This is a genomic window from Mesorhizobium sp. B4-1-3 (assembly GCF_006439355.1).
In the GTDB taxonomy this organism is placed as follows: domain Bacteria; phylum Pseudomonadota; class Alphaproteobacteria; order Rhizobiales; family Rhizobiaceae; genus Mesorhizobium.
This window is the reverse complement of sequence record NZ_VFTG01000004.1, coordinates 233,271-257,837: the sequence shown is the minus strand read 5'-3', so window position 1 is coordinate 257,837 and position 24,567 is coordinate 233,271. Positions and strand designations below refer to the sequence as shown.

Genomic DNA, 24,567 nt, shown 5'->3' with positions numbered 1-24,567 from the left:
CCGTCACTTCAAGGGAGTCGTGACTATAGCATTCTCGGTGCAGGTGAACGTCCCGAGGTAAGTGCCAAGCTGATTGGCCCCTTATAACTTGAAGACATTTGCGTGCGAGGTGCTTACCTCGCACGCTTTGATTAGCTTCGGACCGTCTTCAGCTGCACCCGCTCGTTGAACCACACGTGTCGCACTTCTCGCAGGTGCCGTTCCGCACCATGGTGAAGTTGTGGCACTCGGAGCATTCGTTGCCGGTATAGCCCTGGAGCAGCGACTGCTGGCGCCTTGTCGCGGCGAGCTTCTTTGCTTCGGCGGCTTCGTTGGCGGCGGCGTCGGTGAACAGAGCCTCGGTGCCGCCGGCGGCTTCGGCTTCCTCTTCCACCATATCCTCGGCCAGTTCCCGGGCGCGCTCCTCATAGTCGCGCTTGTAGGCGAGCGCCTCGTCACTGGCTGGCTTCAGGGCCAGCACGTTGGAGCCGGCGAAGGCCGTGGGCGCGGCGCGGGCAGGGCTGGTGGTCCCGGAGGAACCCGAACCTCCGCCGAAACCCTTGGGCTCGCTGCCGATGCCGCTCACCAGCTTCACCGGCGAGGCGCCGCGATAGAGGCCCTTGGAGAAGGGCGTCGCCTTGCCTTCGGTGATGCCACGGCCAAGCGCCGTCTTGTCGAAGTCCGACTGGTCGACATGGGCGAGGTCGTGGCGGCCGAGATAGGAGACGGCAAGCTCGCGGAACACATAGTCGAGGATCGACGTGGCGTTCTTGATCGCGTCGTTGCCCTGCACCATGCCGGCCGGCTCGAACTTGGTGAAGGTGAAGGCCTCGACATATTCATCGAGCGGCACGCCATATTGCAGGCCGAGCGAGATCGCGATGGCGAAGTTGTTCATCATCGCGCGGAAGGCAGCACCCTCCTTATGCATGTCGATGAAGATCTCGCCCAGGCGCCCGTCGTCGAACTCGCCGGTGCGGAGATACACCTTGTGGCCGCCGACGACGGCCTTCTGGGTGTAGCCCTTGCGGCGGTTCGGCAGTTTTTCACGATCGCGGTAGAGCCGCTCGATGACGCGCTCGACGATCTTTTCGGTCACCTGCACGGCGCGCTGCGCGGCAGGTGCGGCGATCAGCTGCTCGACGGCCTCGTCCTCATCCTCGTCGTCATCGGCGAGCAGCGAGGCGTTGAGCGGCTGCGACAGTTTCGAGCCGTCGCGGTAGAGGGCGTTGGCCTTCAGCGCCAGCTTCCAGGACAGCATGTAGGCGTTCTTGGCGTCCTCGACCGTCGCCTCGTTCGGCATGTTGATGGTCTTGGAGATGGCGCCCGAGATGAAGGGCTGCGCGGCGGCCATCATCAGGATGTGGCTCTGGATGGACAGCGAGCGCTTGCCGATCTTGCCGCAGGGGCTGGCGCAGTCGAACACCGGGAGGTGCTCGGCCTTGACGAAGGGCGCGCCTTCCAGCGTCATCGCGCCGCAGACATGGATGTTGGCGGCGTCGATATCCTTTTTCGAGAAGCCCAGCGCGGGCAGCATCTCGAAGGAGACGTCGCTAAGCTGCTCATCGGTGAATCCGAGCGTTTCCTTCACCCAGTCGGCGCCGAGCGTCCACTGGTTGAACACGAACTTGATGTCGAAGGCCGACTTCAGCGCCGCATTCAGCGCCGCGATCTTCTCGTCGGTGAAGCCCTTGGCCTTCAGCATCGACGGGTTGATGCCGGGCGCCTGGTTGAGGTTGCCGTGGCCGACCGCATAGGCCTCGATCTCGGCGATCTGGCTTTCGGAGTAACCCAGCGTGCGCAGCGCTTCCGGCACGGCGCGGTTGATGATCTTGAAATAGCCGCCGCCGGCGAGCTTCTTGAACTTCACCAGGGCGAAGTCGGGCTCGATGCCGGTGGTGTCGCAATCCATGACCAGGCCGATCGTGCCGGTCGGCGCGATGACAGTCGCCTGCGCATTGCGGTAGCCATGCTCCTCGCCGAGCTCGATGGCGCGGTCCCAGGCGGCGCGGGCGTGCTCGGCCAGCGCCTGCTGCTTGAGGTCGGACGCGACCAGCGGCACCGGATTGACGGCGAGCTTCTCGTAGCCGTCCTTGTCGCCATAGGCCGCGCGGCGGTGATTGCGCATGACGCGCAGCATGTTCTGGGCGTTGCGGTCATAGTCCGGGAAGGCGCCGAGCTCGGAAGCCATCTCGGCCGAGGTCGAATAGGCGACGCCGGTCATGATCGCGGTGAGCGCGGCGCAGATCGCGCGGCCCTCGTCGGAGTCGTAAGGGATGCCCGAGGTCATCAGCAGGCCGCCGATATTGGCGTAGCCGAGGCCGAGCGTGCGGTATTCGTAGGAGAGCTTGGCGATCTCCTTGGACGGGAACTGCGCCATCATCACCGAGATTTCGAGCACGATGGTCCACAGCCGAACGGTGTGCTCATAAGCGGCGATGTCGATCGTGCCGTCTTCCTTGCGGTAGGGCAGAAGGTTGATCGAGGCGAGGTTGCAGGCCGTGTCGTCGAGGAACATGTATTCCGAGCACGGGTTGGAGGCCCGGATCGCACCGGCGGAGGCGCAGGTGTGCCAGTCGTTCATCGTCGTGTTGAAGTGCAGGCCCGGATCGGCGGAAGCCCAGGCGGCATAGCCGATCTTTTCCCACAGATCGCGCGCCTTCAGCGTCTTCAGCACCTTGCCGTCCTTGCGGGCGGTGAGCTGCCAGTCGCCATCCGCCTCGACGGCGCGCAGGAAATTGTCCTTCAGCGACACCGAGTTGTTGGAGTTCTGGCCGGAGACGGTGAGGTAGGCGTCGGAATCCCAGTCGGTGTCGTAGGTCTTGAACGACATCGAGGTGTAACCCTGGCGGGCGAACTGGATGACGCGGTAGATGTAGTTCTCCGGCACGGCGTCCTTCTTGGCCGCCTTGATCTCGCGCTTCAGCGCGGTGTTCAGCGCCGGGTCGAAGCAGTCGTCGCCATTGCCTTCGCAATTGACGCAGGCCTTCATGATGGCTTCGAGATGCTTCTTGACGATCTTCGAGCCGGTCACCAGCGAGGCGACCTTCTGCTCCTCATTGACCTTCCAGTCGATGAAGTCCTCGATGTCGGGATGGTCGGCGTCGACGATGACCATCTTGGCTGCGCGGCGCGTCGTGCCGCCCGACTTGATGGCGCCCGCCGCGCGGTCGCCGATCTTGAGGAAGCTCATCAGGCCGGACGAGCGGCCGCCGCCGGAAAGCTTCTCGCCTTCGCCGCGCAGCATGGAGAAGTTCGAGCCGGTGCCGGAGCCGTATTTGAACAGGCGCGCCTCACGCACCCAAAGATCCATGATGCCGCCCTCGTTGACGAGGTCGTCTTGCACGCTCTGGATGAAGCAGGCATGCGGCTGCGGATGCTCATAGGCCGACTTCGACTTGGTCAGCTTGCCGGTGAAGGGGTCGACATAGAAGTGGCCCTGGCTCGGGCCGTCGATGCCGTAGGCCCAATGCAGGCCGGTGTTGAACCACTGCGGCGAGTTCGGCGCGACGCGCTGGGTGGCCAGCATATAGGCGAGCTCGTCGCGGAAGGCGCGCGCGTCCTCTTCCGACTTGAAGTAGCCGCCCTTCCAGCCCCAATAGGTCCAGGTGCCGGAGAGGCGATCGAAGACCTGGCGGGCATCGGTCTCCGAACCATAGCGCTCCGCCTCGGGCAGCTTGGCGAGCTCGGCCTCGTCGGCAACCGAACGCCATAGGAAGGAGGGAACGTCGTTCTCCTCGACCTTCTTCAGGCGCGCAGGCACGCCCGCCTTGCGGAAATACTTCTGCGCCAGGATGTCGGCCGCGACTTGGCTGAACTGCGCCGGCACATCGATGTTGTCGAGGCGGAACACCACCGAGCCGTCGGGATTCTTGATCTCCGACAAAGCCTTGCGGAATTCGATCTCCGCATAGGCTGACTGCTCTGGCTTGGTGAAGCGACGCTCGATGCGCATTGGTCCGGTCCCTTTGTGTCTATATGTAGCGCTTTTCCCAAGGGATTTCTGCCCCACTCGGCAAAAAGCGCAGTCCGCCATTTGCCGGCACCGCAGGCGACGCCGGCATTCTCCTCGTCGCGGGCGCCGCCATGCAGACAGCAAAGCACCTTGCCGGGCGTTTACCCGGGCTGCAGGCCGACCCCCGCGGGTCCCTCAACTGAAACTTTGGTCGATTCCCTCGGAAGAGGGAGGTTCACACTATCTAGGGTTCAGCCTGCCTGCAAACACTAAATATAGTGTTAACAGATCATTTTTTCCAGGCCGACAATTCTCCCTTTCGCCCACCCAAGCCCTAACGATCCCAACGCTTCCGCCGGCCTCGTGAACGGGCGGAAATGTGGGCAAAACGCACAAAATCCGGGAAAAAAGACCGGCCTCTGAACTCTCCGGTCACGCCCGCAACAGGAGCGCATGCCCCATAAAAAGCGACTCGTTCCGACCCGTCAAGGATTCGTTTTTGTAGCTTTTGTGACCCCAACATCTTGTGTGTCACACATGTGGATAACGGGGACACAAGAAGCTCGGCTTTGCAGGCACTTGACGCCGTTTGTCAGGCCGCCGCGAAGCGTGTCAGGCAGCGGCTTTTCATTTTAGCTGGCTTGCACTATCTGTTGCGTTCGCGCGGGGGCGCGCCTTGTCAACACCAAAAGCATCCGCTACGCCCCGCTCATGACAGTTACCGTACGTTTTGCCCCGTCGCCGACCGGCCGCATCCATATCGGCAATGCGCGCACCGCACTGTTCAACTGGCTTTTCGCCATGAACAACAAGGGCCGTTTCATCCAGCGTTTCGACGACACCGATATTGCCCGCTCGAAGCAGGAATATGCCGATTCCATTCTTTACGACCTGCACTGGCTGGGCATCTTCCCGGACGTCACCGAGTATCAATCGCGCCGCTTCGAGATCTACGACGCGGCGGTCGAGCGGCTGAAAGCGGCTCGCGTGCTCTATGCCTGCTACGAGACACCGGAAGAGCTCGATCTGCGCCGCAAGGTGCGCCGCACGCGCGGCCTGCCGCCTGTCTATGGCCGGGAGGCGCTGACGCTGACGCCGGAGCAGGTGGCCGAATACCAGTCGGACGGGCGCAAGCCGCATTGGCGGTTCCTGCTGCCCAATTTCACCAGCGATCCGCTGCAGCCGGAGCGCACCGAGGTGCACTGGAACGACCTGGTTCGCGGTGAGGAGACCGTCGATCTCGCCTCGCTGTCGGACCCCGTCCTGGTGCGCGAGGACGGTACCTATCTCTACACGCTGCCTTCGGTGGTCGACGATATCGAGATGGGCGTAAGCCACGTCATTCGCGGCGACGACCATGTCACCAACACCGGCGTGCAGATCGCCATCTTCAAGGCGCTCGGCGCCGAGCCGCCGGTGTTCGGCCATCACAACCTGCTCACCACCGTGTCGGGCGAGGGGCTGTCGAAGCGCACCGGCGCGCTGTCGATCGAAAGCCTGCGCGAGGATGGCATCGAGCCGATGGCGGTTGCCTCGCTGGCCGTGCTCGTCGGCACGTCGGAGAATGTCACCGCCGCGCACGACCTCAACGAGCTTGCCCGCCATTTCGACCCGGCGGCGACATCCAAGTCAGCCGCGAAATTCGACCCGGACGAGCTCTTCGTGCTCAACCGAGCGCTCATGCATCACATGTCGTTCGAGGAAGCGCGCGACCGGCTGATGGTGCTGGGCATTTCCGGCGACAAAGCAGAGCCGTTCTGGCTGGCGGTGCGCGGCAATCTCGACCGTCTGTCGGACGCCGTCATCTGGTGGCGCATCCTGAACGAGGGTCCGCAAGAGCCGGCCGAGTTTTCCGGCGAAGACCGCGACTTCCTCGATCAGGCGTTCGAGCTGTTGCCGGAGGAGCCGTGGAACGGCACGGTTTGGAAGGACTGGACCGGCAAGATCAGGGAAGCCACTGGGCGCAAGGGCAAGCCGCTGTTCATGCCGCTGAGACTGGCGCTTACCGGGCGGACTTCGGGGCCGGAGCTTTCAGATCTATTGCCGCTGATGGGTCGGGAAGGAACGCTGGCCCGACGACCCTGACCTTGCGCTGATCCGGCGGCAGCGCCGAGACCGGCGACACTGGCGCCTTGGTGGTCAGCCGCTTGATCGCGTCCAGATCGAGCCCGCCTTCGGCATTGGCGAGCGTTTCGGGATCGGCGCCGGGATCGGGCTTCACTGCCGGCACGGGGATGAAGGGCGGCATCCCGCTCTCCGGCTGCGACTGTTCGGGATTGGGCGGGTTGCCGCCGATGATCGTGAAATTGCCGGCCTGCGCGTTGCAGCCGCAACTCGGTGGGCGTGAGTAGTTGGCCTGCTTGTAGAGATAGGCGGTCGGCAGCGAGGCGTAGGGTTGCCCGGTGACCGAGGAGGTCATCGACCCCGAATCGTCGTCTATTCCACGCGAATAGAAGACCTGCATCTCGGTGCCGGGGCAGCTCGATTCGCAATTCTTCTGGTCGCGCTCGAAATCGCCGACGGAGGCGGCATTGGACATCGGGAAGAAATAGCCGTCGCAGGTGCGCACGCACATCGTATGGAACTCGCCGCCCAGCCTCGGCAGATCCATGCCGTCCGGCTGGTTGATGACGCGGCGGATGTTGCGCACGCTGGGATCATCGGCAGGTACGTCCGCCGCGTCCGGCATGTCGGGGGCATCGGGCGTTTCGAGTTGCTGGTCCTGGCGGCCGAAAAGCTGCTCGAACAAATTGCCGCCGCCATTGTCGCGGGAAGCCTCCTGAAGCGGCGGGCGGCGCGGCGGGGGCTCGTCGCCGCGGCAGCCATTGGCATCGAGCGCCGCGAGGATGCGGCTGCGGTCACGCCGCGTGCCGCCGCCGGCGGACAGTCGCTCGCGCTTGGCCTGCAACGTGTCGAGATTGGCATTCATGCGCTCTATAGAGGCGTTGATCGCCGCGCATTGGCTGACATTGCGCAAAAACAGCGTGAAGCCGCAATTGGCGTCGCTCGCCCGGCCGCGGGCCTTGGCCAACTGCTCGCGCTGCCTGGCGATCGCGTCGTCATATTTGCGGACGAGGCCCGGTCCGCCGCCGCCACCGCGCGCCGCGGCGAGTTCGGCTTCGAGCTGCCGGCATGTGCGAGATGTCGCCTGGGAATCCGTGACGGCGACGGCTGAGCCCGTAAACGCTACAAGCAGCGTCGCAAGATGCATCAGCTTAAACCCCTTCATCCGCCCGGAATCCCGATTGCCCGTGGACGGAAGGCTACCGCGTTCGTGGTTAAGTGTTCCCTAGTCTGCTTCGGCACCGCCTCAATTCAGATCGACGAGCGCCTGCGCCTTGTGCGCCGCCTCGACGACGGCCAGCGCGGTCATGTTGACGACGCCGCGCGAGGTCACCGAAGGCGTCAATATGTGCGCGGGCTTGTCGGTGCCGAGCAGAATCGGCCCGACATGCAGCGCATCCATCATGGCGCCCAGCGCCGTCAGCGTGATGTTGGCCGAATCGAGGTTCGGGAAGACCAGCAGATTGGCTTCGCCATTCAGCCTGGAATGCGGATAGACGCGCTGGCGCAGATGTTGCGAAAGCGCCGTATCGGCATGCATCTCGCCGTCGCATTCAAGGTCGGGCGCGATGCGCGCCAGGATCGCCGCGGCTTGCCGCATCTTGAACGCGCTCGGCGCGTCACGCGATCCGAAATCCGAGAAGGAGAGCAGGGCGGCCTTGGGTTCCATGCCGAAACGCCTGATCTCCTCCGCCGCCAGAACGGTCATCTCGGCAATCTCCTCGGCCGTTGGATCGATGGAGACATAGGTGTCGGTGAGAAAGATAATGCCTCGCTGCGAAATCAGCATGGAGAGCGTCGACAGATCGCGGTCCTTGACGCCGGCGCGCGGCCCGATGATCAGCGAGACATTGCGCAAATGCCGCTCGAAGCGGCCTTCGAGTCCGCAAATCATGGCATCCGCATCGCCGCGCCTCAACGCGAGCGCCGCGATCACCGTATTGTTGGTGCGCACCATGGTGCGGGCGGCTTCCGTCGTCACGCCGCGCCGGCCGGCGAGCTCGATCAAAAGGTCGACATAGTGGCGGTAGCGCGGATCGTCTTCCGGATTGATCAAAGCGAAATCGACGCCCGGCCGGATGCGCAGGCCGTAACGCTTCAGGCGCACCTCCACCACGTGCGGGCGGCCGATCAGCGTCGGTTCGGCAATGCCTTCCTCCAGCACCACTTGTGCTGCGCGCAGCACGCGCTCGTCCTCGCCGTCGGCATAGATGACGCGCTTGGTGCTCGATGTCTTGGCCGACGAGAACACTGGCTTCATCACCAGGCCGGAGCGGAAGACGAAGCGGTTGAGCTTGTCGATATAGGCGGCGAAATCCGCGATCGGCCGCGTTGCAACGCCGGTATCGCAGGCAGCCTTCGCCACCGCCGGCGCGATGCGCAGGATCAGGCGCGGATCGAAGGGCGACGGGATCAGGAAATCGGGACCGAATATCGGCGTCTCGCCGGAATAGGCGCGCGCCGCGACATCGGAGGGCTCTTCGCGGGCAAGGGCGGCGATCGCCCGCACGGCCGCCATCTTCATCTCTTCGTTGATGGCGCTGGCGCCGCAGTCCAGCGCGCCGCGGAAGATATAAGGAAAGCACAGCACATTATTGACTTGGTTGGGAAAATCCGAGCGGCCGGTGCAGATCATGGCGTCCGGCCGGGCGCCGCGCGCCACTTCCGGCATGATCTCGGGATTGGGGTTGGCCAAAGCCAGGATCAGCGGCTTCGGCGCCATATGCTGCAAAAGCTCGGGCTTCAGCACGCCGGCGGCGGAGAGGCCTAGGAAGACGTCGGCGCCGGGAATGACATCGGCCAGCGTTCGCGCCTCGGTGTCCTTCACATAAGGGTCCTTCCAGCGATCCATCTCCTCGACGCGGCCCTTATAGGCGACGCCGAAACGGTCGGTGACCCAGATGTTTTCCACTCTGGCGCCGAGCGAGACCAAAAGGTTGAGGCAGGCAAGCGCGGCGGCGCCCGCGCCGGAGGTGACGATCTTGATATCGGAAATCGTCTTGCCGGCCAGTTCCAGCCCGTTGAGCACCGCGGCGGCGACGATGATCGCGGTGCCATGCTGGTCGTCGTGGAAAACCGGGATGCCCATGCGTGCCTTCAGCCGCTCCTCGACCTCGAAGCATTCCGGCGCCTTGATGTCCTCGAGGTTGATGCCGCCGAAGGTCGGCTCGAGCGCGGCCACCGTCTCGACCATGCGTTCGATCTCCGGCGCGTCGATCTCGATGTCGAAGACGTCGATGCCGGCGAACTTCTTGAACAGCACCGCCTTGCCCTCCATCACCGGCTTGGAGGCGAGCGGACCGATATTGCCGAGGCCGAGCACCGCCGAGCCGTTGGAAACGACGCCGACCAGATTGGCGCGCGCCGTATAGTCGGCGGCGGCGGCCGGGTTGTCGCGGATCTCAAGGCAAGGTGCCGCGACGCCGGGCGAATAGGCGAGTGCCAGGTCGCGCTGGTTGCCGAGCGGCTTCGTCGCCTGGATCTCGAGCTTTCCCGGAGTAGGATGCTTGTGGAAGAAGAGGGCGGCCTCGTCGAGGTCCGACCGGGCCGTTTTCTTGTTCTCGCCGTCCATCCGGCCCCTCTCTGCGATATTGCTTTGGAGCCTTTTAGCACGCGTCGGAGCGTTTTCGCGACGGCAAATAACGGGCTCCGGCCTTCACAATGCCGGAGCGAAAATAATCAATCGATTCCAGATGGTTAGGCTGCGAGCCTCAAGCCTTTTAAATTGACGGCGATCAGAACGCGCTGACGTAGAGGCCGCCGTCGACCGGGATGTTCTGGCCGGTGAGATAGCCGGCATGGACCGAGCACAGGAAGGCGCAGATCTGGCCGAATTCTTCCGGCGTGCCGAGACGTTTTGCCGGCACGTCGGCGCTGATCCGCGCTTTGCGTGCGGCGGCCGTGGCCGGGTCTTCCGGAGTGCCGGCCTCGTGCGGGCCGCGCAGCCGGTCGGTATCGAGCTTGCCGGGCAGGAGGCTGTTGATGGTGACGTTGCGGTCAACCACAGTGCGCGCCACCCCGGCCAGGAAGGAGGTCAGGCCGGCGCGTGCGCCGGACGAAAGGTCAAGGCCGGGGATCGGCACATAGACCGACAGCGAGGTGATGTTGACGATGCGGCCGAAGCCGCGCTTGGCCATGCCGTCGATCACCGCCTGGATCAGTTCGATCGGCGTCACCATGTTCTGGGTCACACCCTCGAGGATCTTGGCGCGGTCGAGCTCGCGGAAATCGCGCAGCGGCGGGCCGCCATTGTTGTTGACCAGGATGTCCGGATCGGGACAGGCGGCAAGCAGCGCCTTCTGCACCTCGGGCTTCGACACATCGCCTGCGACTTCGATCACCGTGACGCCGAATTTTTCGCGAATTTCAGCAGCGGTCCTGGCCAGAAGCTCGGCGTTGCGGCCGTTGACGACGAGGTCGACGCCAGCCTCGGCCAGCGCCATGGCGCAACCTTTTCCAAGTCCCTTGCTCGAGGCGCAGACGATGGCCTTCTTGCCGCGAATGCCGAGATCCATGGTGATTTTCTCCTGATGCTATGGTCGCGCAAGCTAGCGCCTGGGCTGGACCAACCGCAACCGTCATACGGTTGTTGCATGAATCGGGGCATAGGCACGCGAAAGCAAAGGGTAATCGTGATGTCAGACCCAGAGCCCCGCACTTTCCGCGCAATGTTCATTTCAGACGTGCATCTCGGCTCGAAGGCGGCCAAGGCTGATTTCCTGATCGACTTCCTGCGCCATCACGACGCCGAGATCATCTATCTGGTCGGCGATATCGTCGACGGCTGGCGGCTGCGGCGCAGCTGGCATTGGCCGCAGAGCCATAACGACGTGGTGCAGAAGCTGCTGCGCAAGGCGCGCAAGGGCGCTTCGATCACCTATATCGCCGGCAATCACGACGAGTTCACCCGCCAGTTCCAGGGCGTGCATTTCGGCGGCATCGTCGTCGCCGACCGCGCCATCCACGAGACCGCCGACGGCCGGCGCCTGCTGGTTATCCACGGCGACCAGTTCGATACGGTGGTGCACAACCAGCGCTGGCTCGCCTATCTCGGCGACTATGCCTATGACACGGCGATGGTGATCAATCGGGTGGTGACGAAGCTGCGTCATCTGCTCGGCCTGCCTTACTGGTCGTTCTCGTCCTGGGCCAAGGTCAAGGTGAAGAAGGCGGTGAACTTCATCAGTTCGTTCCAGACGGTGCTTTCGGAAGAAGCGCGGCGCTCGCATGTCGACGGCGTGATCTGCGGCCACATCCATCATGCCGCGATCGAAAGCTATGGCGACGTGCAGTACATCAACACCGGCGACTGGGTGGAAAGCTGCACGGCGGTGGTCGAGCATTTCGATGGCCGCATGGAAATCCTGACCTGGGCGCATGTGCTGCCCGAGGCTTCGGCCGGCAATGAAGCGCTGGTGCCGATCGACATCATCGACCTGACGGGCAGGGCGGCTCAGGCAGCCTGAACGCAGCCGCACGTCGCGGTTCAGCCTGCCGCCTTCGTCGCGCTGACGTGCGCGGCCTGCTCCCCTGCGCCGTTCGTCAACAGCTTTGCCGCCGATCGATTGATCCAGCCAGTTCCGCCGCGCCTTGCCGCATGTTAGGGATCGAGACGCGTTGCAGGCCGTCGATTGCAGCGCAATTGGATCGATTCATGTCGCTGCCGCCCCTGTCGCCCGAGCAACTCGTCAAGCCCAGCCATTTCGAATTGCGCATGAGCCTGATCTTTGCGACCTTGTTCGTGTCGCAGGGCACGCATCTGCCTTATTTTCCGCTCTGGCTGCAGGCGAAGGGTTTTCATGCCGAGCAGATCGCCGTCATCCTGGCGGCGCCAATGTTCCTGCGCGTGGTGACGACGCCGATGCTGACGGCGCTTGCCGACCGGGCGAAGGACCGCGCCAATGTCTACATCATACTGGTCGCGGCCTCGATGGTCGTCTCGGCCGGTTACTTCCTGCCGGCCACCTATGCGATCGTGCTTGCCGTGTCGCTTTTGCTGACGATCGTCTGGACGCCGCATTCGCCGATGGCCGATTCGCTGGCGCTGTCGGGCGTGCGCCGCTTCGGCTCCAACTACACGGCGATGCGCAAATGGGGTTCGATCTCCTACCTCGGCGCCAATGTCGTGGGCGGCTTCATCCTGGCGGCCACCGGTCCGCAGGCGGTTCCGGCCATCATCTTCATCGCGCTCGGCGCGGCCCTGGTCGCGGCAGTGGCGGCACCGCGCATGGGACGGCCTCGCAAGGCCTCGCCGCTGTCGGCCACCGAGATCCAGCATAAGGCGCCGAGCCTGTTCAACGCCTATTTCCTCTATTTCACCCTCGGCGTCGGCGTCATCACCGCCAGCCACGCCCTCCTCTACGGCTTTGTCTCGATCTACTGGAAGTCTATCGGCATCGGCGATTCCGTCGTCGGCCTGCTATGGGCCTGGGGCGTGGTGTCCGAAGTCTGCATGTTCCTGTTCTTCAACCGCATTTTTGCTTCGGTCTCGGTGGTCAAGGTGATGGTGATCGCCGGCATCGGCTCGGTCGTGCGCTGGATCGCCTTTCCGCTCGTCTGGCCGCTCGGGCTTGGCGTCGCCGGCTTCTTCCTCGTCCAGTCGCTGCACTCGGTTTCGGTGGCAATGGTGTTGATCGGCCTGCAGAAAATGATCGGCGAGACGGTTTCCGAGGAGCGTACAGGGGCCGCGCAAGGCATCGCCTATTTCTTCAACGGCTTCTTCATGGCGGCGGTGACGCTCGCGTCCGGCCCGCTCTACGACCGCCTGGGCGTCGACGGTTTCTGGGCGATGATCCCGATCGCGATCATCGGCATGGCGCTGATAGGCCTCGCTTCCCGCTCAGCCCCAAAGCACCCTGTCAGGGGGTGAGACGAGCGATCCATGATAGACGAGCCCGGGCTCGCGATCACGCGCCAAGAGCAGCGGACCGTCGAGGTCGACGAAGTCGGCGTCCTGCGCCAGGAGCACCGCCGGCGCCATGGCAAGCGAGGTGCCGACCATGCAGCCCACCATGATGCCGAAGCCCAGGTCGCGCGCGCGGTCGCGCAACGTCAGCGCCTCGGTCAGGCCGCCTGACTTGTCGAGCTTGATGTTGACGGCGTCGTAGAGGCCGACCAGCGCATCGAGGTCCTTCGCAGCATGCACGCTTTCGTCGGCGCAGACCGGCACCGGATACGCGATCCGGCGCAGGATATCGTCCTTGCCGGCCGGCAGCGGCTGTTCGACCAGCGCGATGCCGTGCTGTGCGGCGAAGGCGAGGTTCGCCTCGATATTGTCGTCGGTCCAGCCCTCATTGGCATCGAGGATGATGCGGCTTTGAGGAGCGGCTTGCGTCACCGCGCGGATTCTTGCCATGTCGTTGTCGCCGCCGATCTTGACCTTGAGCAAAGGCCGCGCGGCATTGGCGCGCGCCTGCGCTGCCATGGCCTCCGGCTCAGCAAGCGATAGCGTGTAGGCGGTTTCCAGCGGTCTGGCCGGAACAGCGCCGATCGCCGCCGCCACTGGCGTGCCGGTCAGCTTGGCTTCCAGGTCCCAAAGCGCGCAATCGATGGCGTTTCGTGCGGCGCCCGCGGGCATGGCCGTGAGCAGAGCGGTCCGGTCGATGCCGGCGATGACCGGGTCGCGCATGGTCTCGATGGCCGCGCGCACCCCTTCCATGGTCTCGCCATAACGCTTGTAAGGCACGCACTCGCCGCGCCCGGAACGTCCCCTGTCGGTGATCGTTACGGTGATGACTTCGGCCTCGGTTTTGGATCCGCGTGAGATGGTGAAGGTGCCGGCGATCGGGAATCGCTCCATTTCGACCGAAATGACACGCGCCATAATTTTCTTCTCCGGCTGTGCGACACCGGTCTGCCGGCAAATCGACACGCCAGTCCCGTCACGCTAAACAGGACACCATGTTGACCATCCGCAAACGCGACGCAAGCGGCGAGGCCGCCAAGGACGCCGAGCACCGGCCGCGCGTTGCCGTTGGCGAGGAAGGCGGCGTTCTGGGCTGCGCCTTTTCCGGCGTGTGGACGACGCGCACCGTCGCGGCGGTCGATGCCGACATGCGCAAGATCGAGCAGAGAAGCGGCGCGAAACAGCTGGTGCTCGACCTTTCCCACATCGACAAGATGGACACGGCCGGCGCCTGGCTGATCGACCGGCTGGCCAGCGCCTTCGAGAAGAAAGGCGTCGAGGTCCATTTGCAGGGCCAGAGCGAGATCGCCTCGATCCTGCTCGGCGCGGTCGGCGACGCGGTCCGCCGCGAGCCCGAATCGGGCCCGTCCAGGCCGCCCAACATCATCCTGCGCGCGCTGGAGCTGGTCGGCCGGCGGGTCTATGAGATGCGCGACGATTTCCTGGCCTCGATGAACATCCTCGGCGCCACGATTCGCGGTGCGCAGATGAAGCTCGGGCGCGGTCACGCGGTCAATCCCGCCGCGATCTTCAACCAGATCGATCGCATGGGCGTCGGCGCGATACCGGTGGTGGTGCTGATGTCGGCCATCGTCGGCGCCATCGTCGCCCAGCAGGGCGCCTATCAGCTCAGCTATTTCGGCGCCAACATCTTCGTCGTCGACCTCGTCGGCGTGCTCATCCTGCGCGAGCTCGGCGTGCTGATGACGGCGATCATGCTCGCGGGGCGTTCGGGCAGCGCCATCACCGCCGAGATCGGCTCGATGAAGATGCGCGAGGAGGTCGACGCGCTGAAGGTGATCGGCCTCAACCCGATCGGCGTGCTGGTCTTTCCGCGGCTCGTCGCGCTGGTGATCGGGCTGCCATGCCTCACCATCATCGCCAATTTCGCGGCCCTCGCCGGCGGTATCGTCGCCGCCTGGCTCTATTCCGACATTCCGCCGGCCGCGTTCATCGACAGGCTGCGTGTGGCCATCGATCTCAGCACCATCTTCGCCGGCCTGATCAAGGCGCCGTTCATGGCCCTGATCATCGGCATCATCGCATCGGTCGAAGGCATGAAGGTCGGCGGCAGCGCCGAATCGCTCGGCCTGCACGTGACCGCGTCGGTGGTGAAGTCGATCTTCGTCGTCATCATCCTCGACGGGCTTTTCGCCATGTTCTACGCAGCGATCGGGTTCTGAGATGGCGAACGGCAACGGCGCCACGACTGGGGAGGACGCGAACGACGACGAAATCGTGCTTTCGGTGCGCGACGTCACCGTCGCCATCGAAGACAATCTGATCCTCGACAAGCTTTCGCTCGACATCAAGCGCGGGGAAATCCTCGGCTTCGTCGGCGCCTCCGGCGCCGGCAAATCGGTGCTGTTGCGTACCATATTGGGACTGATGCCGAAGCAATCGGGGACGATCAGGCTGTTCGGCGTCGACGTCGACAAGGCAAGCGACGCCGACCGCTTGCGCATCGACATGCGGCTCGGCGTCCTTTTCCAGCATGGCGCGCTGTTTTCGGCGCTGACGGTGCTGGAGAACGTGCAGGTGCCGATGCGCGAATATCTCGACCTGCCCAAGGCTCTGATGGACGAGCTCGCCTTACTCAAGATCGAGCTGGTCGGATTGCCGGCCGACGCCGCACAGAAATTTCCCTCCGAACTGTCCGGCGGCATGATCAAGCGCGCGGCGCTGGCGCGCGCGCTGGCGCTCGACCCCGACATCGTCTTTCTCGACGAGCCGACATCGGGGCTCGATCCGATCAGCGCGGCTGAATTCGATGAACTGGTCGTCAAGCTACGCGACACGATGGACCTGACCGTCTACATGGTCACGCACGATCTCGACACGCTGTTCACCGCCTGCGATCACGTGGCAGTGCTCGGCAAGAAGCGGGTGCTCGTCGAAGGCACGATCGACGACATGCTGAAGAGCGAGGAGCCATGGGTGAAATCCTATTTCCGCGGAAAACGCGCCCGGCAACTTGATCTTGCGGCGCGCGCATAGCCATAAGTGAGGCGATGGAAACAAGAGCCAACTACATTATTGTCGGCATCTTCACGCTGGGTGCGATCCTGGCGGCCTTCGCCTTCGTCTATTGGACCGCGGCGATCGGCGACAGAGGCGAAACGACAATGCTGCGCGTGCGCATCCCGGGTTCGGCCTCTGGCCTCGGCCGCGGCAGCTTCGTGCTGTTCAACGGCGTCAAGGTCGGTGACGTCAAACGGGTTTACATCGACGTCGACAATCCGACGGTGGCCATCGCCGATACCGAGATAGACCGCATGACGCCGATCACCAAGTCGACACAGGCCGATATCGGCCTTGCCGGCTTGACCGGCCAGGCCAATATCGAACTCCGCGGCGCCGATCCCAAGGAAGCGAAGCTGCTCGACGAGGCGGAGAAGGAGGGCAGGATCCCCGAGATAACCGCCAATCCGTCGGCGGTCACCAACCTTCTGCAGACGGCGCAGAACATCTTCACCCGCGCCGACAAGGTGCTGAGCGAGCTCGAAGGCTTCACCAAGGATGTTCGTGGCCCGCTGACGCAGACGGTCAAGAATGTCGAGACCTTCTCGGACGCGCTGGCCAAGAATTCCGACGGCATCGACAAGTTCCTGACAGCGGTGAGCTCGCTTTCGGATCAGCTTAAGAACGTCTCGGGCCGGCTCGACAGCACGCTGAAGGCAGCCGAAGGCTTGCTCAATTCCGTCGACAAGGACCAAATCAAAAGCATCGTGGCCAATGTCGACACGGTGACGGCGAACCTGAAGGAGACCTCGAAGCAGTTCGATACGGTCATCGGCAACGTCAATACGGCGGTCGGCTCGATCAACGATTTCGCCAAGCAGACGCAAGGGACGCTGGCCAAGGTCAACGGCGTGCTCGACGGCATCGATCCGGCGGATGTCAAAAGCGCTTTGGCCAACATCCAGAAGGCCAGCGCCAGCGCCGACAAGGCGGCGTCCGACATCGCCAAGGTCACCGACAAGATCGCCAACCGTTCCGACGACATCAATGACACGATCAAGAACGCCCGCCAGCTTGCGCAGCGCCTCAATGACGCCTCGGTGCGCGTCGACGGCATCCTGGCCAAAGTCGACAATCTCCTCGGCTCCGGCGAGGCCAACGGTGTGATGGCCGATGCCAGGGCGACGCTGAAATCCTTCAAGCAGGTGGCCGACACGCTGAACTCCCGCCTCGGCACCATCGTCGACAATCTGTCGCGCTTCTCCGGCCAGGGCCTGCAGAATGTGGAAGCGCTGGTGCAGGACAGTCGCCGCTCGATCAACCGCATCGAGGAAGCGGTGACCGACCTCAGCCGCAATCCGCAGCGCATTCTGTCCGGCGGCGACGGCGAGGTCCGACAGTTCGATGGAAGGGCACGGCGTTGACTTCCGCCGCCGCGACCGCCAAGAAAATGAACCGCAAAAGCGGGTTGGTCGTAAGGTCCGGGGACGACGGGGATCGCGCGTGAAGTCGGTGAGGGTGGTGGCGGGGAGTTTCAGATCGTCCGCGGCAGCGTTGCTGGTGCTTGCGCTTGCCGGCTGCGCGGCCCTCGGCGGCAAGCCGGCGCCGCTCGATACGTTCGAATTGTCGGCGCCGTCGGTCGACGTTCGCGCTCACAGCCGCCGCCAGATCCTGATCGCCCAGCCGTCGGCGCTCAAGGCGCTGGACAGCCAGAACATCGTCATCAGGCCCTCGGACCGGTCGATCCAGTTCCTCAAAGGCGCGCAATGGGCCGATCGGCTGCCGCTGATCGTGCAGGCGAGGCTGGCCGAGACCTTTCAGCGCTCCGGCAGCTTCGCCGGCGTCGGCAAGCCGGGCGAGGGGCTGGCGATCGACTACCAGATCATCGTCGAGGTGCGCTCCTTCGAGGTGCGCGTCGATGGCGGCGAGCATGCCGATGTCGACCTGTTCGTGCGCATCCTGAACGACCGTAACGGCGAGGTGCGCGCCTCGAAGAACTTCACCGCGACCGCGCCGGTCTCCGGCAGCGGGAACGCGGCTTACGTCGGCGCGCTGGACAGCGCCTTCGGCCAGGCGGCGAAGGACATCGTCCGCTGGACGGATCAGACGATCTGAGCGCCGGGCCAAGCCGACAATCGAAATCATCGATATGAAAAAGGCGGGTCGAGACCCGCCTTTTTCAGTTCCGGTTCTGCTTGGCGGCGTCAGTGCAGCCGGCCGCTGGCGTGGGCCAGCATGGTGTAGACCTTGCCGGTGTCGGAGGTCAGATAGGTCTGCGCCATGATGTTGTCGCGGTCGTTGCGCGAGACATCCTTGAGCAGCTTCTCGAAATCCTCGCAGTAGCGGTCGACCGCGGCGCGGAATTCCGCCTCGGCCTGATACTTGCGGCGGATCTCGTCGAAAGTCTGCTGGCCCTTGAGCGTGTAGAGGCGACGCGTGAAGACGTCGCGCTCGCCACGCCGGTAGCGGTTCCACAGCTCAATCGAGGCGTCATGGTCGATCGCCCGCGCGATGTCGACGGAGAGCGAGTTGAGCGACTCCATGACATGCAGCGGCGAGCGCTGGGCAGGCGTCGCGCGCGGCGCTTCCGCGGGCGCTGCCGGCCGCAGCTCTTCCTCGCGCGAGGCATTGGTCAGGAGGTCGCGCACCCAGCCGCCCTGCGGCGTCTTGCCGTTCTCGCGGCGCGGCGCTTCGGCAGGGCGCTCCAGGTCGAGCGTGCCGCGCAGCGTGCTCTCGGCAAGCGGCGCCTGGGGAGGGCGCGCCGTGGGTTGCGGCTGCGGCTGAGGCGCCGCCGGACGACGCAGCGGCGGCTCGGCGGCACGGGCCGGTGCCTGCGGAGCAGGGCGCAGACCGCGGGGCTCGCCTTGCTCGCTTGAGCCGCTGCGGCCGGATTTCGCAACGATATCCGACAGTTCCTTGAGCGCATTGATCTGCTCGGCGACGGCGCGGCGAATGGCCGAGGTCGATTCCTTGGCCTCCTCCGGCATCTCGATGACGCCCTTCTTCAGCTCGGCGCGGGTCAGGTCGAGTTCGCTCTTGATAGAGCCCGCGGTGCGGCGCATCTCCTCGGTCGCGTCGGCAAAGCGGCGCGTCGCCGAATCGACGACCTCGGCGATGGCGGTACGGATCTTTTCCGCCGATTCCATCGTGCGGCCTTCCGCAGTCTGCATCGTCTGGCCGACGAGGTTCTCGAAGGAGCGCATCACCTTCTCGAGGTCTTCGGACTTCTTGACCAGGCCGACGGCGAGGTCTTCCAGCGAGGATTGGCGCTCCAGCGTGTGCTCGAGATTGCTCTGCGCGGAGCTGAGCAGGTTGGAGGCGCTGGAGAGCAGCCGGCTATGCTCGTCGAACTTGGTCGCGATGGAGGCCACCTCGCGCAGCGTCGCCGAGGACAGGTCGGTGAGCCGCGTCGTGTTGGAATCGACGAGACGTGCCGAGCTGGCGAAGGTTTGGGCGGCCTTTTCGGTGGTCGCGGCGAAGCTCTGCGTGCTGCCGGAGAGCCGCTCCTCGACCTGACCGAGGTTGACGGCCGCCTGCTCGATGAGCTGCCCGAGCTGCGCGCTGGAGGTGGTCATGCGGCCAATGAGATCGGCCACGCTGTCGGCGAGCGACGAGCGAGCGCCTTCGACGGCCGACAGCGTTTCGGCCGTGCGGCTGGCGAGAGCATTGACGAGGTTCGTGTTCTCGCTGCGCAGTTTCTCGGCCGCCCGTTCGGTGACCTCTTCCATGCTGCGCTGCAGCTCGGAGCCACCCTGGGCGAAGCGCTCGACCAGCGGCTTGGCGGTCTCGTCGAGGATTTTCGCCATCTCGGCCGAACGCGCCGCGAGCATGGTGTTGAGCTCGCGGGTGTTGGCGCCGATCGTGCGCGCGGCCTCGTTCGTGCTCTGGCCGATATGCTGGCCCACCGCCGTGAAGGTCTCGGCAATGACGTTGGCGCGCGAGATGAGCTGGGCCTCGGCGCTTGAGACCTGCTCGTTGAGCTTCTGGCCCATGGTCTCGGCGCTGTAGGCGAGGCGGTTTTCCACGCTCGCGACCTGGTCCTCGACGCGGGAAGCGGCGGCAGCGGCGCTTGCGGCAAGCCGCTCGTCGGCGCCGGCCAGCGCCTGCTCGATCTCGCGGGCGTGCACGGCAAGCTCCTGGCCGGTCTGGCGGGCGCGGTCGGCGACACGCTGCTCGGTGGCGGCGAAGGCGCCGACGATCGTGTCGGCGTGCTCGCCGATGGTCGAGGTGCTCGAGGCGATGCGCGACACCAGGCGGTTGTCGGCGTCGTCGAAGATGCGGCCGATTTCGCCGGCGCGGGCGGAAAGCGCTTCGGAACCTTCGGCTATGCGCGCCATGAGCTGCTGGTCGACGCCATCGAAGATGCGGCCGAGATCGGCGGCCCGGGCGGCCAGCGCTTCGGCCGATTCGGTGATGCGCATCGAGAGCCGCTCGTCGGCGCCCTCGAAGTTGCGCAAGATGTCGCCGGCGCGGGCGGCCAGCGACTGCGCCGTCTCGACGGCGCGGGCAACCAGCTTCTGGTCGGCCGCGTCGAAGGTGTTGGCGATCTCGCCGGCCCGCGTGGCCAGCTTGTCGGCGGTTTCCTCGGCGCGGGCCATGAGCGCGTTGGACGCATCGTCGGCGCGCGCCATGAGCATGCTGGACGTGTCCTGGGCGCGCTCGTGGAGGCGGCGGTCGGCCGCCTCGAAGGCCTGGGCAATGTCCTCGGCCCTGGCAAGGAGCGCGGCGGAAGTCTGCTCGGCGCGCTCGGCGATCTTGCGATCGGCGTCGCTGAAGGCGGCGCCGGCCTGCTCATGCAGAGTGCTGGTGACCTCCATGACCTTGTCGCGCAGCGCGCCCGCCACGAAGACTGCGGTCTTTTCCAGCACACCCCGCACATTTTCCACGCCGGTCGACAGCGCACGCTCCATCGTGCCGGCGCGCTCCTCGATGATACCGGTCTGCCGGCTGAAGGCGTGCTCGATCTTCTCGACGTCGGCGGCGATCGCCGCCGAGATGTCGCTGCTCCTGGCGGCGATCTGGTCGATATGCCCGGAAACCGAACGGTCGACGTCCTTGCGCGCATCGGCGAGCTTGGCGAGGTCGTCCTCCAGGGCGCGGGCCAGCATATCGCGGCCTTCGGACAGCTTGCCGACATGGCCGGCGATGACGTTGTCGATCTCGGACCGGCTCTCGGTCAGCTTCTGAAGGTCGGCTTCAAGGGCGCGCCTGAGGATGTCGCGCCCCTCGGCGAGCTTTTCGACCTGGCCGGCGACCAGCCCGTCGATACCGGCACGGCTTTCCGCCAGCTTGGCGAGATCGGCTTCAAGAGCACGCGTGAGGATGTCGCGGCCTTCGGCAAGCTTTTCCACCTGGCCGGCAACGAGGCCGTCGATCGAGGCGCGGCTTTCGGCCAGCTTGGCGAGGTCGGCTTCCAGCGCACGCTTGAGGATGTCACGGCCTTCCGCGAGCTTCTCGACCTGGCCGGACACCAGACCGTCGATGCCGGCGCGGCTCTCGGCGAGCTTGGCGAGATCATCCTCGAGCGCCTTGGACAGCGTCGCGCGGTTCTGCGACAGCTGTTCGGCATGGGTCTGCATGAGGCTGCTGGCGCCGGCCATATCGGCCTCCAGCACGCGCGAAAGCTCGGCGCGGTGGTCGGTAATCTTCTGCGAATGATCGACGATCGCGCCCTGGATCGTGTTGAGGTCGGCTTCCAGCGCGCGCTTGAGGATGTCGCGGCCCTCGGCGAGCTTCTCGACCTGGCCGGCGACCAGCCCGTCGATGCTGGAGCGGCTCTCGGCGAGCTTGGCGAGATCGTCCTCAAGCGACTTCGACAGCACGGAACGGTCCTGAACGAGTCGGTTCTGATGATCGGCGACGGCACCGCTTACGGCCTGGAGGTCATCCTGCAAGGTCTTCGACAAGGTCGAGCGATCCTGCGCCAGCCTGTTTTGGTGATCTGCGATGGCGCCGCTGACGGCCTGCAGGTCGGCTTCGAGCGCCTTCGACAGCTGGGAGCGGTCCTCCAGCACCTTGCCCGAGTGCCCCGCAATGGCACCCTTGATGGTGTTGAGGTCGGCTTCCAGCGCGCGCTTGAGGATGTCGCGGCCTTCAGCGAGCTTCTCGACCTGGCCGGCAACCAGCCCGTCGATCGAGGCACGGCTTTCGGCGAGCTTGGCGAGGTCGGCTTCCAGCGTCTGCGACAGCAGGCTGCGGTCCGCGGCGAGCTTGCCGGCGTGGCTGTCGATCAGGCCGCGGATGCCACTCAGATCGCTTTCAAGCGCGCGGCTGAGCTCGCCGCGGTCCTCGGCGAGCTTGGTCGAGTGGGCCTCGATGAGGCTCCTTATGCCGACGATGTCGGTTTCGAGCGCCTTGGCCAGCACGGCACGGCCCTCGGCGATCTTCTCGACCTGACCGGCGACCAGGCCGTCGATCGAGGCGCGGCTGTCCTGCAGCTTGCCGAGATCGGCTTCCAGGGCGCGCGCCAGGATGTTGCGGCCCTCGGCCAGCTTCCCGACATGGCCGGCGACCATTTCGTCAATCATTGTACGGGCTTGGACGAGCCTGCCGGAGTCTTCGTTCAAGGCCTGGGCGAGCCGGTTGCGGCCTTCTTCGATCTGCTCCAGATGGCTGCCCAGCGAGGCGTCGATGGCCGCGCGCGATTCGTTGACCTTGCGCAGATCTTCTTCCAGGGCGCGCGAGATCAGGCTGCGACCTTCGGCCAGCTTCTGCACCTGATTGGTGACGGCGGCATCGATCGCAGCGCGACCTTCGGCGAATTTCGCCAGGTCATCCTGCATGGCGGCGGCCATGCGTTCGCGGCTTTCCGAAAGCGAGCGGCTGTGGTTCTCGACCGCTTCCTCGATGCCGGCGCGGGCGTCGGCAAGCCGCTGGATGTCGGTATCGAACGAGCGCGACACCACATGCCGGGCCGCTTCCATGCGGCCGGCAAAGTCGGTGGCGCGGGCTTCGAGCATCGAGGAGGTCGACGAGATGATGTCGGCCATATCGGCGCCGATCTGGGTCTTGCCCTGATCGATCATCGCCGACAGCGTGTCCTTGCTTTCGGCGAAGGCGTGGGCGATTTCCTTCGCGCGCTCCACCATCGTCTCGTTGATCTGGCGGGCGCGGGCTTCGAGGGCGGCGTTGAGCTTTTGGGTGCCGGTGTCGAGCGCCTCGGCTCGGGTCTGGAATTCGCTGATCAGCGCCTGGCCGCGTTCGGCCAGGGTCCGCTCGATGCCGCTGAGGCTCGCCTCGAATTCCGAATTCAGCGTGCGCGCCGCGCCGCCGAGCAGCGAGACCATGCCATTGGTGCGGTCGTCGAGCAGGTCGGTCAGCGAGCGGGTGAGGCCGTCCGTGGTGTCGGTCAGCTTGGCGATACGGGTGTCGAGCAGGCTGGCGAAAGCCTCGCCGGAGGTCGAAAGCCGGTCGGTGATGCTGTCCAGGCGCGATTCGACGGAATCGAAGATCGACGTCGAGCTTTCGTTGATGCGATCGATCAGCGTGTCGCCGGAATTGTTGATCGTCATCGACAGCTTGGTCGAGGCGTTGAGGATCGAATCGCGGATGATGTCGCTGGCCGAGCCGATCTCGTCGCGCAGCGTCTCGTGGGCGCTGGCAATCGAGGCGCGCACGCGCTCGGCATGGGTGACGACCGCCTCGCGCTCGCTGCCGAGACCATCGACCAGCGAACGGATGCGGGCCTCGTTCTCGGAATAGGAGCGTTCGAGCTGGCTGACTTCGCCGTGGACGAGCGTTTCGAGCTCGACCGCGCGGGCCAGGGTGCGCTCGATGCCTTCACCCATGGCCGCCACCTCGCGGCGAACGGCCTGGCCGATCATCATGACGCGGTCCTGGGCGAGGTTTTCCGGCTCCGCCAGGCGGAAGGCGACCTCGGTCATGGATTGCGCGGCGATGCGCATCTCCTGCGCGCGCCGGATCATGGCGGCGAACGCCCAGAACAGGATGACCGGAACGATCGCGGCGACCGCCAGGCCGATCAGCTCGGGGCGGGCGAAGAACTGGTCGAAGGTGCGGATATTCCAGATGCCGGGGCCGAACAAGAGATTGGCCAGGCCGCCGGCGCCGGCGATCCAGGCCAGGGAGATGAAGGCGATCACCCAATAGACGGTGCTCGACGCGCGCCGGTTGAGGCTGTGCAGCAGCGTCTTATAGTCCTTCTGGCGGTCGTCATTGGCGGGCGTGAAGCCTGCGGGAGGCGCAAAGCCGGACGGTTGTCCGTTGCGCGGCTCGACGGGCCGCAACTCGGCCGGCTTGGCCGCGGGCGCCTTGGAGGGCTGAGGGTTGTTTGCTGGCTCCGCTCTCTGGCTGCGGCCCTCGCGCGCCAGTTCGTCGGCCGCCGCCGAGATCTGCGCTTCGAGATCCTCCATCGACGCCGCCATATCGAGGCCGCCTTCGTCGCCGTTAAGGTCAAGGTCGAGCGCCTTTTCCAGTTCCGCGGCTACGTCGCTGTCGAGAGATTTGGTCGTCGTTGGTTTCTTAGCCATGCCTTCGCTACCCTGTACTAGCTGCCGCGGGACTTATGATTTTGGCCTGATTCTGGCCCGATTCTGGCTTGTCTATCCCGAGCAGGAGGCTGAAAAATGGACCTTCGTATCGTAATGACACACAGGGGTAAAGAAAACATGCATTCCAGGCGATACGTAAAACTTTAAATATAAGGTTAACGGAGACGTGATCCGGCCGCCTCCGTGACAACATT

Annotated in this window: 13 protein-coding genes; 7 read left to right on the top strand and 6 right to left on the bottom strand. The window is 64.9% G+C overall.

What is annotated here, in order from left to right:
* Positions 1–148: 148 nt before the first annotated feature.
* The gene (locus tag FJW06_RS08045; protein ID WP_140750386.1) at positions 149–3,934 is read right to left on the bottom strand and encodes a vitamin B12-dependent ribonucleotide reductase; all 3,786 of its coding nucleotides are present in this window, start codon (positions 3,932–3,934) and stop codon (positions 149–151) included.
* Positions 3,935–4,645: 711 nt separating this feature from the next.
* On the opposite strand from FJW06_RS08045, the gene gltX reads away from it, so the two are divergent.
* Positions 4,646–6,019, top strand: a complete 1,374-nt coding sequence (gene gltX, locus FJW06_RS08040) for a glutamate--tRNA ligase (protein ID WP_140750384.1) — start codon at positions 4,646–4,648, stop codon at positions 6,017–6,019.
* Here the strand turns inward: gltX and FJW06_RS08035 are convergent.
* The 3 genes from FJW06_RS08035 to FJW06_RS08025 form a co-directional block, all read right to left on the bottom strand.
* Entirely contained in the window at positions 5,937–7,145 is a 1,209-nt protein-coding gene (locus FJW06_RS08035) for a DUF2865 domain-containing protein (protein WP_246674562.1), read from the bottom strand. The two genes, gltX and FJW06_RS08035, sit on opposite strands and share 83 nt — an antisense overlap.
* Before the next feature lie 99 nt (positions 7,146–7,244).
* Positions 7,245–9,569, bottom strand: coding sequence for an NADP-dependent malic enzyme (locus FJW06_RS08030; RefSeq protein ID WP_140750380.1), 2,325 nt, complete (start codon positions 9,567–9,569; stop codon positions 7,245–7,247).
* 163 nt (positions 9,570–9,732) lie between these two features.
* Entirely contained in the window at positions 9,733–10,512 is a 780-nt protein-coding gene (locus FJW06_RS08025) for an SDR family oxidoreductase (RefSeq protein ID WP_140750378.1), read from the bottom strand.
* 120 nt (positions 10,513–10,632) lie between these two features.
* Between FJW06_RS08025 and FJW06_RS08020 the strand changes: the two genes are divergently transcribed.
* Both FJW06_RS08020 and FJW06_RS08015 read left to right on the top strand, forming a co-directional pair.
* The gene (locus FJW06_RS08020; RefSeq protein ID WP_140750376.1) at positions 10,633–11,463 is read left to right on the top strand and encodes a UDP-2,3-diacylglucosamine diphosphatase; all 831 of its coding nucleotides are present in this window, start codon (positions 10,633–10,635) and stop codon (positions 11,461–11,463) included.
* A gap of 188 nt (positions 11,464–11,651) precedes the next feature.
* Entirely contained in the window at positions 11,652–12,866 is a 1,215-nt protein-coding gene (locus FJW06_RS08015; RefSeq protein ID WP_140750374.1) for an MFS transporter, read from the top strand.
* Here FJW06_RS08015 and dgcA read toward each other — a convergent pair.
* A complete protein-coding gene (dgcA, locus tag FJW06_RS08010; protein WP_140750372.1) occupies positions 12,837–13,820 on the bottom strand; it encodes an N-acetyl-D-Glu racemase DgcA in 984 nt (327 codons plus the stop codon). The genes FJW06_RS08015 and dgcA overlap by 30 nt on opposite strands.
* Before the next feature lie 77 nt (positions 13,821–13,897).
* Here dgcA and FJW06_RS08005 point away from each other — a divergent pair, with 77 nt between their 5' ends.
* The 4 genes from FJW06_RS08005 to FJW06_RS07990 are packed head-to-tail and all read left to right on the top strand — an operon-like array spanning position 13,898 to position 17,978.
* A complete protein-coding gene (locus FJW06_RS08005; RefSeq protein ID WP_140750370.1) occupies positions 13,898–15,085 on the top strand; it encodes an ABC transporter permease in 1,188 nt (395 codons plus the stop codon).
* A 1-nt stretch (position 15,086) separates the two neighbouring features.
* Entirely contained in the window at positions 15,087–15,899 is an 813-nt protein-coding gene (locus FJW06_RS08000) for an ABC transporter ATP-binding protein (protein ID WP_140750368.1), read from the top strand.
* A gap of 14 nt (positions 15,900–15,913) precedes the next feature.
* Positions 15,914–17,287 (top strand): MlaD family protein, encoded by a 1,374-nt coding sequence (locus FJW06_RS07995; RefSeq protein WP_140750366.1) that lies wholly within the window; start codon positions 15,914–15,916, stop codon positions 17,285–17,287.
* A complete protein-coding gene (locus tag FJW06_RS07990) occupies positions 17,268–17,978 on the top strand; it encodes an ABC-type transport auxiliary lipoprotein family protein (protein WP_140750364.1) in 711 nt (236 codons plus the stop codon). The genes FJW06_RS07995 and FJW06_RS07990 overlap by 20 nt, the downstream gene beginning before the upstream one ends.
* Before the next feature lie 89 nt (positions 17,979–18,067).
* Here FJW06_RS07990 and FJW06_RS07985 read toward each other — a convergent pair whose 3' ends face one another.
* A complete protein-coding gene (locus tag FJW06_RS07985) occupies positions 18,068–24,352 on the bottom strand; it encodes a kinesin (RefSeq protein WP_140750362.1) in 6,285 nt (2,094 codons plus the stop codon).
* Positions 24,353–24,567: the final 215 nt, after the last annotated feature.

Excerpts from the sequence above, each read along its gene's own strand:
- FJW06_RS08000 (WP_140750368.1), top strand. The coding sequence starts at position 15,087 with ATGGCGAACGGCAACGGCGCCACGACTGGGGAGGACGCGAACGACGAC.
- FJW06_RS08030 (WP_140750380.1), bottom strand. The coding sequence starts at position 9,569 with ATGGACGGCGAGAACAAGAAAACGGCCCGGTCGGACCTCGACGAGGCC.
- FJW06_RS07995 (WP_140750366.1), top strand. The coding sequence starts at position 15,914 with ATGGAAACAAGAGCCAACTACATTATTGTCGGCATCTTCACGCTGGGT.
- FJW06_RS08035 (WP_246674562.1), bottom strand. The coding sequence starts at position 7,145 with ATGCATCTTGCGACGCTGCTTGTAGCGTTTACGGGCTCAGCCGTCGCC.
- FJW06_RS08025 (WP_140750378.1), bottom strand. The coding sequence starts at position 10,512 with ATGGATCTCGGCATTCGCGGCAAGAAGGCCATCGTCTGCGCCTCGAGC.
- FJW06_RS07990 (WP_140750364.1), top strand. The coding sequence starts at position 17,268 with ATGGAAGGGCACGGCGTTGACTTCCGCCGCCGCGACCGCCAAGAAAAT.
- FJW06_RS08015 (WP_140750374.1), top strand. The coding sequence starts at position 11,652 with ATGTCGCTGCCGCCCCTGTCGCCCGAGCAACTCGTCAAGCCCAGCCAT.
- FJW06_RS08020 (WP_140750376.1), top strand. The coding sequence starts at position 10,633 with ATGTCAGACCCAGAGCCCCGCACTTTCCGCGCAATGTTCATTTCAGAC.
- dgcA (WP_140750372.1), bottom strand. The coding sequence starts at position 13,820 with ATGGCGCGTGTCATTTCGGTCGAAATGGAGCGATTCCCGATCGCCGGC.
- FJW06_RS08005 (WP_140750370.1), top strand. The coding sequence starts at position 13,898 with ATGTTGACCATCCGCAAACGCGACGCAAGCGGCGAGGCCGCCAAGGAC.
- FJW06_RS07985 (WP_140750362.1), bottom strand. The coding sequence starts at position 24,352 with ATGGCTAAGAAACCAACGACGACCAAATCTCTCGACAGCGACGTAGCC.
- gltX (WP_140750384.1), top strand. The coding sequence starts at position 4,646 with ATGACAGTTACCGTACGTTTTGCCCCGTCGCCGACCGGCCGCATCCAT.
- FJW06_RS08045 (WP_140750386.1), bottom strand. The coding sequence starts at position 3,934 with ATGCGCATCGAGCGTCGCTTCACCAAGCCAGAGCAGTCAGCCTATGCG.